Below are 15,297 nucleotides of genomic sequence, written 5' to 3' on the forward strand. Positions count from 1 at the left end.
CTCCTGCCGTAGTTAGAGCCAGTCGCGCTTCGCCGCTTGGAACGCCAGACCGGTCCGGGTGTCCACACCCGCCAGGGCCATCAGGCGATCCAAGCGGCGTTGCACTGTCCGGCGGCTGATCCCCAACTGGTTGGCGATCGACTTGTCCGGTACGCCGGCGACGAGCAGTGACAACAGCAGGCGTTCGGCGTCGTCCAGGCCCTCGACCTCGCACTTCTCCTCGGACTGCAGCCGCACCGGCGTCGCCACCTCCCAGTAGCTCTCGAAGAGCGCCAGCAACGCGTCCAGGAGCTGACCGCGGCTGATGATCGCGGCGGACGGCTCGCCGATGCTCGCCTCGTCGTCGCGCACCAGCGGGCAGATCGCGGTCGACCGGTCCACGATCGCGATCCGGACCGGCAGCGTCGGCACCACCCGGGCTTCCTCGCCCCAGCTGACGCCTTCGGCGATGGAGTCCAGCTCGCCGGGCGTCTCGATCAGGGCGCGCTCGTAGATCGCGCGGTACCGGACGCCGCGCGAGAGAGCGCCGTACTCCTCGGTGTTCTCCGCGCCCTGCATCGCCAGCGGGTTCGCGCGGCAGAACCAGAGGATCTCCTCGCGGGCGGAGTTCTGCAGGTCGCGGAGCCGTTCGCGGAGCGTGGTGGCGCCGATGATCACCTCGACCAGATGGTGCGCGTCCCGGCGGCTCGCACTGGCGCGGAACTCCTCGCTGAGCGCGGCGACGGTCTTCCGGGCCGCCTCGAGCGACTCCTGGCGGCGCAGCAGCGTCGTTCCGAAGGCCACGTCCGGCGGCAACGGCCGGAACACCGGTTCGTCGGCCGGCTGCGCCGACACCAGCCCTTTCGCCTGCAACCGCTGCAGCACCTCGTCGGCCTCGTGCTGCGGCAGGTCCGCCACCTCGGCGAGCTCGGCGGCCCGCGCGGCGGACAGGCCGACCAGCAGCCGGTAGGTCTGCTCCTCGCGCGCGTCGAGCAACGAGCCTTCCTGCATCCACCCCACCTCCGGTGACCACCTAACCAGGACTCGCGAACCGGAAGCGAGCGCTTTCCCATTGACACTGTCGAGCCACGACCCATCCGTGCCATCACGACCGGGCCGGCCACCCGTCACTTTCCCGTCCTGCGGAACTCGCCGCCGCCGAGCCAACCGCCCTTGGAAAGAGAAGTCACCATGAGCCTGACCGACTACGCCGGCATCGCCGGCCTCATCACCGCGGCCGCCGTAGCCCTCTGGATGCTCCGCAACCACCGCACCGTCGCCTCCACCGCGAGGCACCGCGGCTCACCTACCCTGCGACTACCGCGCCCGGCACACCCGGAGCGCGCTTCCTCGCGCGGTAATAAGTAAGTCCGCCGAACGCGTACATCGACAGCCCCAGCGCGCCCATCAGGGCGATCACAACCCACTGCCACGGGCCGTCCTGGTAGAGGGCCAGGAACCATGACTTGGTGTCGTGATTGCCGGTCAGCTTGAAGACCGCCGGTACGACGGCCTGCGGGAACAGCGGGATCGCCCCGAACCCCAGGCAGAAGCCGGCCAGCGTACGCCGCCATTTGGGCAGCGCCTCGAGCCCCGCAGTCTTCTTGGCCTGCTCCGCGGGCGACCGTCCGTGCCTGAGCAGCGTGAGGAGCTCGGGACCCCGGGCGTCGAGACGACGGGCCGCGACGCGTCCGAAGTACCACCAGGCGAGTACTCCGGACAGGACTCCGACCGGCACGCCCCACCAGCCGAAGTAGAGCGCAACCACCAGCGCCGGGGCACAGGTTGTCGCGACGAGCACCAGCATCACGTAGACGATCCCCATCGTCTCGCCCTCGTTCTCACCCGAGTTGAGGGGGTTGCCGGAACGCTTGTGCGCGTCGGTCGTCGGTACGGCGGCATACACCGAGCAGGCCACGACCAGGCCGGCCGCACCGCCGAGGAGCGCGGGCAGAACGCTCAGCACCAGCGGCCATGCGCTCGTCACCCCGGACCACCACGTGAGCAGCACGGTGATCAGCAGCGTCGACGGGCCGAATACGAGTAGGAACGCCCGCTGCCGCGCCCGGACGTCGGGTCGGTTGGCGCCAGGTGTCATCAGCGTGGTCCAGTACGCCGTACCGTCCGCGCCGTACAGGTTGGCGGCCATCGAGCCCGCCATGACGACGGCGGCCGGGCCCGCCCAGGGCAGCATCGACTTCAACCCGATCGCCAACGGCATCAGGCAGAAGAACAGCCCGTAGGCGATGGCGAACACAGCTCGGTGACCGTAGAGCAGATCGCGCGTCCAGGACCGGAGCTCCTTCGCGGCGGCAGCGCCCTCAGGAGTCCTTGCCGCCAGCAAGCGCCTCGGCGTCCGGCCGGTATGGGTGGCCGTTGTCCGTCGTACCAGCAGGGCCGACCATGCCAGCAACATCACCACAGCGAGCACCACCAGCCCTGCCAGGGCTGCGAGCAGCTCGAGCCAGTCACCGCGCCCAGCCGCTTCCACAGCGACCAGACCCCACCCGGACGGGGCGATGCGCGCGGCCTTCGCAACTGTGCCCTGGACGTCGGCCGACACGAACGCGACGATCAACGCCCAGCCCTGTGCGGTGAAAGCCAGGATGAACGCGTTGACCAGAGCGGCGATCACCGCACCGGACCGCAACTGCAGCAGTACGCCGTACACCGCGACAGCGAGCCGGGACGCCAGAACGAAGCAGAGCAGCTGCAGCAGGAGCGCAGGAACGGCGACGACAGCTGCCGCGACACCTCCGCTCACCACGATCAGACTGAGCAGTGCGATCAGACTGATGACCGGTGCGACACCGGCCAGCGCAGCGACCAGCAGACCGGTCGAGAGCGTGCGCGGCGGCAGCGGCATCATCGTGAAGTACTCGGGCCTGAGGGTCTCGTCGCCACCTCCGGCGAACAGCGGCCCGACCACCCAGCCCAGCATCCACACCGCGAGTACGACGACCAGGACGTCGTGGTCGCCCCGCGCCGCGAGCCAGAGCGTGCCGCTCGCGAGAACCAGGCCGACGAACCCGCCCGTGACGATCCAGGACCGCCGGAACTGGTCCTCGAGCGCGTGCCGGAACGCGGCCAGTCGCATCCGCACCAGCGTGTGCGACGTGCGGAACGTCAGCGCGAGAGCCACGTCAGGCCTTCCGCGCCGCGGGTCGACGCACCCACCAGCGACACGAACGCGTCCTCCAGGCTCCCCCCGGCACGTACGTCCTCCACGGTGCCCGCGGCAACGACCTTCCCGTCCGCGACGACGGCCACCCGGTCGCACAACTGCTCCACCAGCGCCATCACATGGCTCGACATCACCACCGACCCGCCGCCGGCGATGAACCGGTGCAGGATCGTGCGGATCGTCGCCGCCGACACCGGATCGACCGCTTCGAACGGCTCGTCGAGCACCAGCAGCCGCGGCGCGTGCAGCAACGCCACCGCGAGCCCGAGTTTCTTCCGCATACCGGTCGAGTAGCCGATCACCTGCTTGTCGTCCTCGTGGTCGAGTTCGAGAACCTCCAGCAACTCGGCGGCCCGGCGTACGACCTCGTCCTCGGGCAGTCCCCGGAGCAGGCCGAGGTACGTCAACACCTCCCGACCCGTGAGCCGCTCCGGAATCCCCAGTCCGTCCGGCAGCACACCGACCAGCGCCTTCGCCCGCTCCGGCTCCCGCCAGACGTCCACGCCGAAGATCCGCGCGGTCCCGGCGTCCGGACGCAACAACCCCACCGCCATCGACAACGACGTCGTCTTCCCCGCCCCGTTCGGCCCGAGCATCCCGAAGAACGACCCGGCCGGCACACCCAGGCTCAGCTCGTCGACCGCCCGCTGCTCACCGAAGACCTTCAGCAGCCCTTCGAGCTGCAGCGCTTGCTCCATGGCGAGCACCCTCTCACCCACCGGCGTGCCGGTCGTCACACTGGCGGCGGACGGCGCCGATCACCTCCAGGGAGGACGCGTCCGGTGATCGGACGGGGTCCTGAAAAGCAAAAGTCCCGGTCTGACCGACCGGGACTTCGTTGTGCGCGAGGGGGGAGTTGAACCCCCACGCCCTTTCGGGCACACGGACCTGAACCGTGCGCGTCTGCCTATTCCGCCACCCGCGCGCTGCCGCCTGAGATGATCTCCTGGCGACGAGGAGAAACAGTAGCACGGGTTCTGCCGGAGCTTCACATTGCGGGTTGGGTCGAACCTCCCGATACGATCGATCGTCGTACCCGGTGTGTCCGCCTGCCGGTGGACGAGGGTTCGACGTACCGACCGTGGAGGAGGAGGCGTGCGACCGCTGCAGCGCTTCGAGCGACGTCTGGAAGGCATTGTGAGCGGTGTCTTCGCGCGCGCTTTCAAGGGTGACGTCGAGCCGATCGAGCTGGCGGCGGCACTCAAGCGTGAGATCGACAACACCGCGCGGATCCTGTCCCGGGACCGCCGGCTGGTGCCGAACCACTTCACGATCGAGCTGGGCCCGGACGACTTCGAGCGGCTGAACGCCTACGGCCGGACCCTGAACCACGAGCTCGCCAACGAACTGCGGGATCACGCCGACATCCAGCGCTACACCTTCTCCGGGCCGATCGACATCGAGCTGGTCCAGCGCGAGGAACTGCCGACCGGTAAGTTCCGGGTGGTCAGCGAGACGGTCGGGACGCCCCAGCGGCGGCCGGCCGCGTACCAGCAGCCCGAGCCCCAGCCCTACGAGCAGGAGCCCTACGTGCCGCCGAACCCGCCGGTCGTCCCGCAGCAGCCGCCGCCGCAGCAGTACCCACCTCAGCCGCCCCAGCAGCAGCCGCGGCGCGGGCACCCGCAGGTGATGCTCGAGGTGAACGGCCGCCGCCGCCCGGTCAACCCGCCCGGTGTGGTGCTCGGTCGCGGCACCGACGCGGACATCCAGATCAACGACCCGGGCGTCTCCCGGCGGCACGCCGAGATCCGGTTGATGCCCGAGGGCCCGGGCGGTATCCGGGTGGTGCTGGTCGACCTCGGCTCCACCAACGGCACGCTGGTGAACGGCCGCCGGAGCACCGAGGCGGAGCTGACGGACGGCTCCACGGTCCGGATCGGCAACACGACGATGACGCTGCGTCTGGCGGACGAGCCGATGGCCCAGCCGCCGAGCAGCGGGTGGTGATTGACCGTCCATGTCGGAACTGACCCTGACCCTGATCAAACTGGGGTTCCTGGCCCTGTTGTGGATGTTCGTCCTCGCGGTGCTCTCCGTGATCAGGTCCGACCTGTTCGGCGCCAAGGTGCACAGCCAGGCCGCGGCCGCCGTACCGCAGAACACCCGCACGCCGAAGCCCGCGAAACCGGCCAAGAAGCGCAAGGGCCTGCCCGGGTCGCTGACGATCGCGGACGGGCCGCAGGCCGGGGTCGGCGCCTCGCTCGTCGACGAGCCGGTGATCATCGGCCGCGGTTCGGACTGCCAGATCCGGCTGGACGACGACTACTCCTCCACCCGGCACGCCCGGTTGTTCCTGTCCGAGGGCCAGTGGTGGGTCGAGGATCTCGGCTCCACCAACGGCACGTACCTGGACGGCGCGCGGGTCACCCGCCCGGTCCCGGCCGAGATCGGCGGTTCGATCCGGATCGGCCGGACGACGCTGAACATCGCGAAGTAGGCCTGCCCCGATGACCTTGTCGCTCGATTACGCCACTCTCTCCGACGTCGGACGAGTCCGCCGCAACAACGAGGACTCGGCGTACGCCGGTCCGCACCTGCTGCTGCTCGCCGACGGGATGGGCGGTGCGGCGGCCGGTGAGGTGGCCAGCGCGGCGGCGGTCCAGGTGATCCGGCGGCTGGACACCGCCGACATCAGCGGCGAGGACATGATCGAGGCGCTGGCCGGCGCGGTGCACCGGGCCAACGAGCGGCTGTCCGAGCTGGTCGAGGAGGACCCCGAGCGCGAGGGCATGGGCTCGACCGTGACCGCGCTGATGTTCGACGGCAAGCAGCTCGGGCTGGCGCATCTCGGCGACTCCCGTGCGTACCGGATGCGCGACGGCCGGCTGTACCAGCTGAGCCACGACCACACGTTCGTCCAGTCGCTCGTCGACGAGGGCCGGATCTCCCAGGAGGAGGCCTTCACCCACCCGCACCGGAACCTGATCCTCCGCGTGCTCGACGGCCGCCCGGACTCCGACCCGGACCTGGAGATGCTCGACGTCCAGGCAGGCGACCGGCTGATGCTGTGCAGTGACGGCCTGCCTGACTACGTGAGCGACGAGGCGATCGCAGCCTCGATGGCCTCCGGTACGCCGGACTCGGTCGTCGTCGACCTGATCACGCACGCGCTCGAGGCGGGCTCGAACGACAACGTCACCTGTGTCGTGGCGGACGTCGTCGAGACCCAACCCGCGAGCGGCACCCAGCCGCAGCTGGTCGGCGCCGCCGCCGAGCTGGCCCAGGGCAGTACCGGGCGGGGCGAGCCGACGGTCGCGGTCCGCGGCGGCGGTGAAGGGCACGGCGGTCATGCCGGTGCGGGTCACGGCACCGCGGTCGACCCGGAGGAGCTGCGGTACGCGCCGCGGCCGCCGAAGCGGTTCCCGTGGCTGCGGCGGATCGCCGTACTGGTCGTCGTCCTCGGCCTGATCGTCGGCGGCGCCTGGTTCGCGTACAGCTGGACCCAGAAGCAGTACTACGTCGGCACCGACGGCGACTACGTGGCGATCTTCCAGGGCGTCGAGGCGGATCTGCCCGGGGTGTCGCTGTCGAAGGTGTACGAGCGGCAGTCGCTGCAGGTCGACAAGCTCCCGACGTACAGCCGCGAGCAGGTCGAGGGCAACATCCAGGCGGACAACCTGGCCGGTGCCCGGTCGATCGTCGCCGAGCTGCAGCACACCGCGGATGAGTGCGCCGCGAAGGCCAAGCCGACGCCGACGCCCAAGCCGTCGGCCACGCCGCCGGTCTCGAAGCCCCCGGTCACCACGCCGCCGGCCACCGTTCCTCCGAAGACGGTGCCGGTGACGACGGTCCCGAGTACGACGCCGAGCACCCCGGTCGACCCTGACGACTGCGACGGGGTTCGATGAGCATCGCGTCCACGTCCGTCATCCAGATCATCCCGCGTACCCGGCGTGGGGTGGAGCTGCTGCTGCTCGTGATCGCGATCGCGGTCTCGGTCGGCGCGTACGTGAACATCGGCATCACCGTCCAGGACAAGGTGCCGGCCAGCACCGGGTACTACGCCGCCGGCATCGGGCTGCTCGCCCTGATAGCGCATTTCGCGCTGCGGTACCGGGCGCCGTACGCCGATCCGGTGCTGCTGCCCTGCGCCGTGCTGCTGAACGGGCTCGGCGTCGCGATGATCCACCGGATCGACCTGGGCCTCGCCATCGTCGCGGAGGCGAAGGGCAACACCCCGAAGGCGGCCGCGGCGCCGCAGCAGATCACCTGGACCGCGGTCGGCATCGTGCTGTTCCTGGTCGTCATCCTGCTGATCAGAGATCACCGCCGGCTGCAGGCGCTCACGTACACGGCCGGTCTGGCCGGTCTGGTGCTGCTGGTACTGCCGCTGATCCCCGGCCTGGGCGTGAACCTGAACGGCGCGCGGATCTGGATCCGGCTGGCCGGGATGTCGTTCCAGCCCGGTGAGTTCGCGAAGATCTGCCTGGTCGTGTTCTTCGCCGGTTACCTCGTGGTGAAACGCGACGTTCTGACGCTGGCCGGGCACCGGTTCCTCGGGCTCGACCTGCCGCGGGCCCGCGACCTCGGGCCGATCGGCATCGCGTGGGCGGTCAGCCTGGGTGTGCTGGTGTTCGAGAGCGACCTCGGTTCGTCGCTGCTGTTCTTCGGCCTGTTCCTGTTCCTGCTGTACGTGTCCACCGAGCGGGCCGGCTGGCTGATCATCGGTGGCGCGCTGTTCGTCGGCGGCGCGTTCTTCGCGTACACGACCTTCGGCCACGTGCACCGCCGCGTCACCGACTGGCTCGATCCGTGGGCGATCGACGGCGGCCAGGTGAAACTCGGGCTGATGGGCCAGGCCTGGGGCGGCATCCTCGGCCGCGGTCTCGGCCAGGGCCACCCGGAGGCCACGCTGTACGCCCAGAGCGACATGATCATCTCGTCGTTCGCCGAGGAGCTCGGCCTGACCGGCCTGATCGCGATCCTGCTGGTCTACACGCTGATCATCGAGCGCGGCCTGCGGACCGCGCTCGGCTGCCGGGACATCTTCGGCAAGCTGATCGCGACCGGTCTGGCGATGTCGTTCGCGCTGCAGGTGTTCGTGATCGTCGGCGGCGTGACCGGGCTGATCCCGCTGACCGGTCTGGCCACGCCGTTCATGGCCCTCGGCGGTACGTCGCTGGTCGCCAACTGGGCGATCATCGCGCTGCTGCTGCGGATCAGCGACCAGGCCCGGCGGCCGCAGACCCCGGCCGCCCCAGTGTCCGACGAAACGATCGCGATGGCGGTGCAGAAGCAGTGAACTCGGCGATCCGACGACTGGCCGTGGCGGCGATCATCCTGATGCTCGCGCTGATGGCCAACTCGACGTACCTGCAGGCCTTCCGTTCGAACGAGATCAACGGGCGCAACGACAACAACCGGGTCCGCGACTCGCAGTTCTCGGTGAACCGCGGACCGATCCTGATCGGCAGTACGCCGGTCGCGCAGAGCAAGGAGTCCGGCGACCGGTTCAAGTACCAGCGGACGTACCCGGCCGGCCAGGTGTACGCGCCGGTGACCGGGTTCTACTCGTACCTGTACGGCCGCGGCGGCATCGAGCTGACGATGAACTCCGAGCTGAACGGCTCGGACCCGTCGATGGCGTTCCGCCGGATCATCGACGTGATCAGCAACCGGCCGCAGCAGGGCGGCAGCGTGACCCTGACCCTGAACGCCGCGGCCCAGCAGGCGGCGTACACCGGCCTGGCCGGGAAGACCGGCGCCGTGGTGGCGATCGAGCCGAAGACCGGGCGGATCCTGGCGATGGCGAGCCGGCCGTCGTACGACCCGAACCAGCTGGCCTCGCACGACAACGAGAAGGTCGCGTCGGCCTGGAAGAACCTGAACGCCGACAAGGACAAGCCGCTGTCGAACCGCGCGGTCCAGGAGCTCTACCCGCCGGGATCGACGTTCAAGCTGGTCACCGCGGCGGCCGCGCTGTCCAGCGGCAAGTTCGCGCCGGACACCAAGGTGCACTCGCCGGCCGAGCTGCCGCTCCCACAGACCACCGTCCCGCTGGTGAACGAGGACGGCAAGAACTGCGGCGGCAGCAACAACGCGACGCTGACGGTCGCGCTGCGGTACTCCTGCAACACCGCGTTCGGCACCGTCGGCATGGAGCTCGGACCGGACGCGCTGCGCGAGCAGGCCGCGAAATTCGGCTTCGGCGCGCGGCCGCTGACCGAGCTGCCGAGCGTGGCCACCAGCCGCTTCCCCGGCGACCCGAACCAGCCGCAGACCGCGCAGTCCGCGATCGGCCAGTTCGACGTCCAGGCCACCCCGCTGCAGATGGCGATGGTGGCGGCCGGGATCGCGAACAAGGGCGAGGTGATGAAGCCGTACCTCGTCCAGAACGTGCGCACCCCGGACCTGAAGACCGTGTCGGAGACCAAGCCGGAGTCGCTGCACCAGGCGGTCACCCCACAGGTGGCGAGCCAGCTGACCGCGATGATGGTCGACGTCGTCGCCAACGGCACCGGCAAGCCGGGTGCGATCAGCGGCGTGCAGGTGGCCGGCAAGACCGGTACGGCGCAGACCGCGAAGGACCGCCCGCCGTTCGCGTGGTTCACCGCGTTCGCGCCGGCCGACGACCCGAAGGTCGCCGTGGCGGTCCTGATCGAGAAGGCGGACGTCGCCCGTGACGACGTGGCCGGTGGCAAGCTCGCCGCGCCGATCGCCAAGAAGGTGATGGAGGCGGTGCTGGGCCAATGAGCAGGCAATGAGCACCATACGGAATGATGCGACGGCAGGGCGTCTTTCCAACGGGGTTCCACGTGTGGCGGCCGCTACCGTGGGCAAATTGAGTGTGTTTTTCCGGACAGGTTGGAAGGCTGGGTCATGACATCGCAGGCACGTCTCGTCGGCGGCCGGTACGAAGAAGGCGAACCGCTCGGCCGCGGCGGCATGGCGGAGGTCCGCAGGGGCGTCGACAACCGGCTCGGCCGGAGCGTCGCGATCAAGCGGCTGCGGGTCGACCTGGCCAGTGACGCCACCTTCCAGGCCCGGTTCCGGCGCGAGGCGCAGTCGGCCGCCTCGCTGAACCACCCGACGATCGTCTCGGTCTACGACACCGGCGAGGAGCCGGACCCGAGCGGCTCCGGCGTCACCATTCCGTACATCGTCATGGAGTTGGTGACCGGCAAGACGCTGCGGGACCTGATCCGCGAGGGCCGCAAGATCATGCCGGAGCGGGCCCTGGAGATCACCTCCGGTGTCCTCGAGGCGCTCGACTACAGCCACCGGGCCGGCATCGTGCACCGCGACATCAAGCCCGGGAACGTGATGCTGACCCCGCAGGGCCAGGTCAAGGTGATGGACTTCGGCATCGCCCGCGCGGTCGCCGACACGTCCTCCACGATGACCCAGACCGCGGCCGTGATCGGCACCGCGCAGTACCTGTCCCCGGAGCAGGCCCGCGGCGAGACCGTGGACGCCCGCTCCGACCTGTACTCGACCGGCTGCCTGCTGTACGAACTGCTCACCGGCCGGCCGCCGTTCGTCGGCGAGTCGCCGGTCTCGGTGGCGTACCAGCACGTCCGGGAGCAGCCGCTGCCGCCGTCGTCGTTCGACCCGGACATCCCGCCGGAGGTCGACGCGGTCGTCCTGAAGGCGCTGGCGAAGAACCGCGAGGAGCGGTACCAGAGCGCGTCCGAGATGCGCGCCGACATCCACCGGGTGCTGGCCGGTCAGCAGGTGACCGCGCCGATGGCCGCGGTCGCGGAGACCCGGCAGATGTCGCCGACCGCGGTCGCGCCGACAGCCGCCACCCAGCAGTACGGGCAGCCGGGCGGGAACGACGTACTGCCGCCGGGCGGCGACGAACTGGACGAGGAGGACGCCCGCTCCCGCCGCAACCGCGGTCTGGCGTACTTCCTGCTCGGCCTCGCGATCGTCGCGATCGCGGTCGGCGCGTACGCCGTGTTCTCGAGCATGACCAAGGAGGACACCGCGGGCGGCGGTACGACGGCCACGCCGCCGGCGAAGGTCGCCGTACCCGATGTCAGCGGCAAGTCGGTCGCCGACGCGACCGCTCTGCTGGCCGACAAGGGTCTGAAGTTCGCGCAGGGACCGTCGGAGACCAGCGACACCGTCGGACGCGGGTTCGCCATCCGGCAGACGCCGGACGCGGGCACCGAGGCCGAACAGGGCTCGACTGTCACCGTGGTGTTCTCGGCCGGGCGAAGCGCGTTCCCGGTGCCGGACGTGATCGGCAAGTCGGAGTCCGCGGCCCGGAAGGCGCTGGAGGGCACCTCGGCCAACTTCAAGGTCAAGGACGAGACGATCGAGAAGGACAGCCCTGAGAAGAAGGGCACCGTCATCGACATCAGCCCGGACCGGACGGGTGAGTACCCGGCCGGCACCGTGTTCACGCTGACCGTGTCGACCGGGGTCGAGAACATCGAGGTACCGAGTGTCGTCACCCAGACGCAGGACGACGCGACCAACACGCTGAAGCAGCTCGGCTTCCGGGTCGGGTACGCGACGGCCGACAACCCGGGCGCGCCGGACCAGACCGTCCTGCAGCAGAGCGTGAAGGCCGGTACCAAGGCGCCGAAGGGCACGCTGATCACACTGACGATCAACGACCACGAGGAGCAGCCGACGCCACCGCCGAGCTCCCCGACCCCGACGCCGACGGACACACCGCCGACCACCCTCCCCACCACACCGGGACTCACGATCGGCGGCTGAATCGGCAGCTGGAACGACAGAACCCCTCGAGGCGATCGCCTCGAGGGGTTCTTCAGTAGCGGGGTCTAGCCGACGACCGGGGCCAGGCCGACCGAGCGGGCGACCGCGCCCTGGTCGCCGCAGATCTCGAGCCAGTTGGCGAGCATCCGGTGGCCGCCCTCGGTCAGCACGGACTCAGGGTGGAACTGCACGCCCTCGACCGGGAGGTCGCGGTGCCGGGCCGCCATGATCACGCCGGCCTCGGTCCGCGCGGTCACCTGCAGCTCGTCCGGCACACTGTCCTGCGCGATCGCCAGCGAGTGATACCGGGTCGCGGTGAACGGTGACGGGAGCCCGGACAGGACGCCGGCGCCCTCGTGGAACACCTGGCTGGTCTTCCCGTGCAGCAGCTCGTCCGCGCGTCCGACGACCCCGCCGTACGCGACGCCGATCGCCTGCAGGCCGAGACAGACCCCGAAGATCGGGACCTTGCCACCGGTCTCCTTGACGATGTCGACGCAGACGCCGGCTTCCTCCGGCGTCCCCGGGCCGGGGGAGAGCAGCACACCGTCGTACTCACCGGCCTGCTCCGGGGTGACCTCGTCGTTGCGCAGCACAGTGGTATCGGCCTGCAGTTGCTGCAGGTACTGCACCAGGTTGTAGACGAAGGAATCGTAGTTGTCGACGACGAGGATCCGCGGCATGCGGTCCATTGTGACAGCTACCGCCCTGACGCGGTGGGGCTGACCGATGGCGTGCGTTCGAAGCCGGGGACGGTGGCGCTCTGCAGGTCCAGCGTGCCCTCGTACGCCGGCATCGAGATCGAGGACTCGTTCTTCACGTCGTACCCGAGCTGGAACTTCACCACGTAGTCCTGCAGGTTCTCGATGTACTGCGAGTCGTCGAGCGCCTGCTGCAGCTTCCGCCGGTCGCCGATCGCGGTGATCTTGTACGGCGGGAGGTACGGGACACCGTGCAGTACGACGGAGTTGCCGACGCACTTGATGCCGGTGGTGGAGATGACCCGGTGGTTCTGGATCGAGATCGCGTCCGCGCCACCGGCCCACAGCGCGTTGACGACCGCCTGAATGTCCTGCTGGTGGATCACCAGCCAGTCGGCGTCGACATCCGGGTTCTCCTTGACGACCTCGGACGGCGCGTCCTTCAGCGTCACGGTCAGGCCGGGCCCGGTGACCGGCGTGGTGCCGACCTGCTCGGACAGGTCCTTGAGCTGCTTGGAGATCGCCGGGTCGATCGAGCCCTGCTGCGCCTGGAGCTTCTCGATGTCCTGGGTCAGGGCCGCGTGCTGGCGCACCAGGCTGGCGCTGCGGCGGGACTGTTCCTCGACGAGGCCCGCGAGCGTAGTGTTGCGGCTGGGCCGGAGGTCGGTACCGCGAGCGTTGGTCGCACTGGTCGCGAACAGCAGACCGGCGCACATCAGCGCCAGTGGCGCGCCCGCGCGCCACAGCGAAATCCGCCTCAACCTACGCACCCGTGATCTCCACATTGCTCTCTGCACTACGCTAACCCGGGACCGGACCCCAAAAGGTCCGCAGCGGTCAGCTTATGCGTCCTTACAAGGAGTTCAGTCGTGCCCGAGTCGAGCAGTCGCAACAAGAAGAAGACCGACAAGGTCAAGGCGGAGAAGACGCCGAAGAGGCCACGCACCACCAGCCGCGTGTGGGTGGCGCCGCTGATGCTCTTCTGCTGGCTGCTCGGGCTCGCCTGGCTGGTCGTCTTCTACGTGGCCGGCCAGGACATCCCGGTGATGAGCGACCTGGGCAACTGGAACCTGCTGATCGGCATGGGCCTGATCGCAGTCGGCTTCGTCGTCTCCACCCAGTGGGTCTGACCGCTCCACTGCACGGACCACGCGAACACCTGACCGGCCCACGTCCGCGAGTTATCCACACCCGTATCCCCAGTTGTGCACACCGATTGCGTTGAGTTATCCCCAGATCGAGGCGGAGTTCTCCACAGAATGTGTCGAAAACTCGCCCAAATCTGTGGATAAGTCAGGTTTGAGCCGATGAGTTTCCACACCGTTCACGTCGGCGGCGAGCGGGCGTACCGTCGAAATGCCAACTAGCGGCCTGAGAGACGGGGAGGGTCTCACATGTTCGTTCAGGTCATTCAGGGGCAGGTCACCGACGCCGAACAGGCACACACGGCGATGGATCGGTGGATGGAAGAACTGGCGCCCGAGGCGTCCGGCTGGCTGGGGACGACTGCCGGTGTCACCGCGGACGGCAAGTTCATCGCGCTGGCTCGTTTCGACTCCGCCGACGCCGCGCGGCGGAACAGCGAGAAGCCCGCGCAGGACAAGTGGTGGCACGAGTTCTCTTCGCTGCTCAGCGACGGCGCCACCTTCCACGACACGGAGGACGTCGTACTGGACCTGCACGGCGATCCGGACTCGGCCGGCTTCGTCCAGATCATGCAGGGCGCCGGCAGCAACCCGGAGCGCGCGCGTGACGTGATGGGTCAGCACACCGACGAATGGGCAGCGTTCCGGCCCGACATCATCGGCAGCGAGGTCGCCATGTACGGCGACGGCGACTACACGATGGCGATCTACTTCACCAGCGAGGCCGAGGCCCGCGAAGGCGAGCGGAAAGAGGTGCCGGCGGAACTGCAGGCGGACATGGACGAGATGAACAGCCTCGCCGCCGGACCGCCGACCTTCTACGACATCGAGCATCCCTGGCTCTACTCACCTCGGTAGCAAGCCTCCTGGAGACGGCCGCGACGGACCCCGTCGCGGCCGTCTCCACTTCTACGTAGGCCTATACGTAGACATCTGCGTACCCATGTGCGTATAGTTCTACGTAGGAGGAGAGATGCCCAACAAGACGATCTACGTGTCGGACGACGACCTGCCGCTGTACAAGCGGGCGCAGGAGCTCGCCGGGAACTTGTCCTCGGCGATCTCGATCGCGCTGCGCAAGTACGTCGAGCTGGAAGAAGGCCGGCTCGAGGGGTACGACGAGATCACCGTGCGGGTGGGCCGGGGCACCGGCCGCAAGCAACGGTTCTCCGGCGTACTGCTCGCGGAAGGCGGCCGGTCGAGCAAGGACGGCTACGAGGCCTTCAAGGTCTACCGCAGCCGGACCGGCAAGTTCGTTCTGCACGCGGACCGCCGCAGCCAGTTCAAGCAGAACGCCGACGACGAGCGCTACCTGACCGGCTGGCGCTCCTGGGTCGGCAACTGGAGCACCGACCAGTCGTGGAGCATGGCCCAGGGCGAGGCCACCCTGTACGTCGTGGACACGATCGAGGAGCTCCGCGCCCTGATCCCGGAGGACCTCTACGCCCTCGTCGAGGAGGCCGCCGACCAGCCGGCGGTCGAGGACCTCGACATCTAACTGACAACACCACCAGACACCGGCGCCGTCGCGGTCGGCCGGTAGGGCACGCACGCCTGAATCCTCCTCCAGCAGACCCGTCAAGCCACCCGGGTCAGGTACCCCCTGCCCGAAAAC

The 15,297-nt window shown here is 69.1% G+C and carries 14 protein-coding genes and 1 tRNA gene; 9 read left to right on the plus strand and 6 right to left on the minus strand.

From position 1 onward, the window contains the following. Positions 1-12 precede the first annotated feature (12 nt). The 4 genes from BJY22_RS05485 to BJY22_RS05500 all read right to left on the minus strand — a co-directional run bounded on the left by BJY22_RS05485 (position 13) and on the right by BJY22_RS05500 (position 4,088). A complete protein-coding gene (locus BJY22_RS05485; protein WP_167204071.1) occupies positions 13-990 on the minus strand; it encodes a helix-turn-helix domain-containing protein in 978 nt (325 codons plus the stop codon). Between the two features lie 295 nt (positions 991-1,285). Then, positions 1,286-3,121, minus strand: coding sequence for a hypothetical protein (locus BJY22_RS05490; protein ID WP_167204072.1), 1,836 nt, complete (start codon positions 3,119-3,121; stop codon positions 1,286-1,288). After that, the gene (locus BJY22_RS05495; RefSeq protein ID WP_167204073.1) at positions 3,106-3,861 is read right to left on the minus strand and encodes an ABC transporter ATP-binding protein; all 756 of its coding nucleotides are present in this window, start codon (positions 3,859-3,861) and stop codon (positions 3,106-3,108) included. The genes BJY22_RS05490 and BJY22_RS05495 overlap by 16 nt, the downstream gene beginning before the upstream one ends. A 143-nt stretch (positions 3,862-4,004) precedes the next feature. Then, positions 4,005-4,088 (minus strand) — tRNA-Leu (locus tag BJY22_RS05500). A gap of 170 nt (positions 4,089-4,258) precedes the next feature. Here BJY22_RS05500 and BJY22_RS05505 point away from each other — a divergent pair. The 6 genes from BJY22_RS05505 to pknB all read left to right on the plus strand — a co-directional run bounded on the left by BJY22_RS05505 (position 4,259) and on the right by pknB (position 11,836). Next, on the plus strand, positions 4,259-5,110 hold the full coding sequence (locus BJY22_RS05505) for an FhaA domain-containing protein (protein WP_167204074.1): 852 nt from the start codon (positions 4,259-4,261) through the stop codon (positions 5,108-5,110). 10 nt (positions 5,111-5,120) lie between these two features. Continuing rightward, a complete protein-coding gene (locus tag BJY22_RS05510) occupies positions 5,121-5,600 on the plus strand; it encodes an FHA domain-containing protein FhaB/FipA (protein ID WP_167204075.1) in 480 nt (159 codons plus the stop codon). Positions 5,601-5,610: 10 nt separating this feature from the next. After that, positions 5,611-7,011 (plus strand): PP2C family protein-serine/threonine phosphatase, encoded by a 1,401-nt coding sequence (locus BJY22_RS05515; RefSeq protein WP_167204076.1) that lies wholly within the window; start codon positions 5,611-5,613, stop codon positions 7,009-7,011. After that, a complete protein-coding gene (locus BJY22_RS05520) occupies positions 7,008-8,405 on the plus strand; it encodes an FtsW/RodA/SpoVE family cell cycle protein (RefSeq protein ID WP_167204077.1) in 1,398 nt (465 codons plus the stop codon). Before BJY22_RS05515 ends, BJY22_RS05520 begins: the two co-directional genes overlap by 4 nt. Next, complete coding sequence (locus tag BJY22_RS05525; RefSeq protein WP_167204078.1) at positions 8,402-9,856, plus strand: penicillin-binding transpeptidase domain-containing protein; 1,455 nt, start codon at positions 8,402-8,404, stop codon at positions 9,854-9,856. Before BJY22_RS05520 ends, BJY22_RS05525 begins: the two co-directional genes overlap by 4 nt. 126 nt (positions 9,857-9,982) lie before the next feature. After that, a complete protein-coding gene (gene pknB, locus BJY22_RS05530) occupies positions 9,983-11,836 on the plus strand; it encodes a Stk1 family PASTA domain-containing Ser/Thr kinase (protein ID WP_167204079.1) in 1,854 nt (617 codons plus the stop codon). Positions 11,837-11,901: 65 nt separating this feature from the next. On the opposite strand, the gene BJY22_RS05535 is transcribed toward pknB, so the two are convergent. Then, positions 11,902-12,519, minus strand: coding sequence for an aminodeoxychorismate/anthranilate synthase component II (locus tag BJY22_RS05535; protein WP_167204080.1), 618 nt, complete (start codon positions 12,517-12,519; stop codon positions 11,902-11,904). A 17-nt stretch (positions 12,520-12,536) separates the two neighbouring features. Next, on the minus strand, positions 12,537-13,307 hold the full coding sequence (locus tag BJY22_RS05540) for a DUF881 domain-containing protein (RefSeq protein WP_167204081.1): 771 nt from the start codon (positions 13,305-13,307) through the stop codon (positions 12,537-12,539). A gap of 99 nt (positions 13,308-13,406) precedes the next feature. On the opposite strand from BJY22_RS05540, the gene BJY22_RS05545 reads away from it, so the two are divergent. The 3 genes from BJY22_RS05545 (at position 13,407) to BJY22_RS05555 (ending at position 15,180) form a co-directional block, all read left to right on the plus strand. Continuing rightward, positions 13,407-13,667: a cell division protein CrgA gene (locus BJY22_RS05545; protein WP_167204082.1), complete on the plus strand. Its 261-nt coding sequence runs from the start codon at positions 13,407-13,409 to the stop codon at positions 13,665-13,667. Positions 13,668-13,931: 264 nt separating this feature from the next. Next, the gene (locus BJY22_RS05550) at positions 13,932-14,540 is read left to right on the plus strand and encodes a hypothetical protein (RefSeq protein ID WP_167204083.1); all 609 of its coding nucleotides are present in this window, start codon (positions 13,932-13,934) and stop codon (positions 14,538-14,540) included. 115 nt (positions 14,541-14,655) lie between these two features. Then, positions 14,656-15,180: an EXLDI protein gene (locus tag BJY22_RS05555; RefSeq protein WP_167204084.1), complete on the plus strand. Its 525-nt coding sequence runs from the start codon at positions 14,656-14,658 to the stop codon at positions 15,178-15,180. The last annotated feature ends 117 nt before the right edge of the window (positions 15,181-15,297 follow it).

It is taken from the genome of Kribbella shirazensis (genome assembly GCF_011761605.1).
Lineage (GTDB): Bacteria > Actinomycetota > Actinomycetes > Propionibacteriales > Kribbellaceae > Kribbella > Kribbella shirazensis.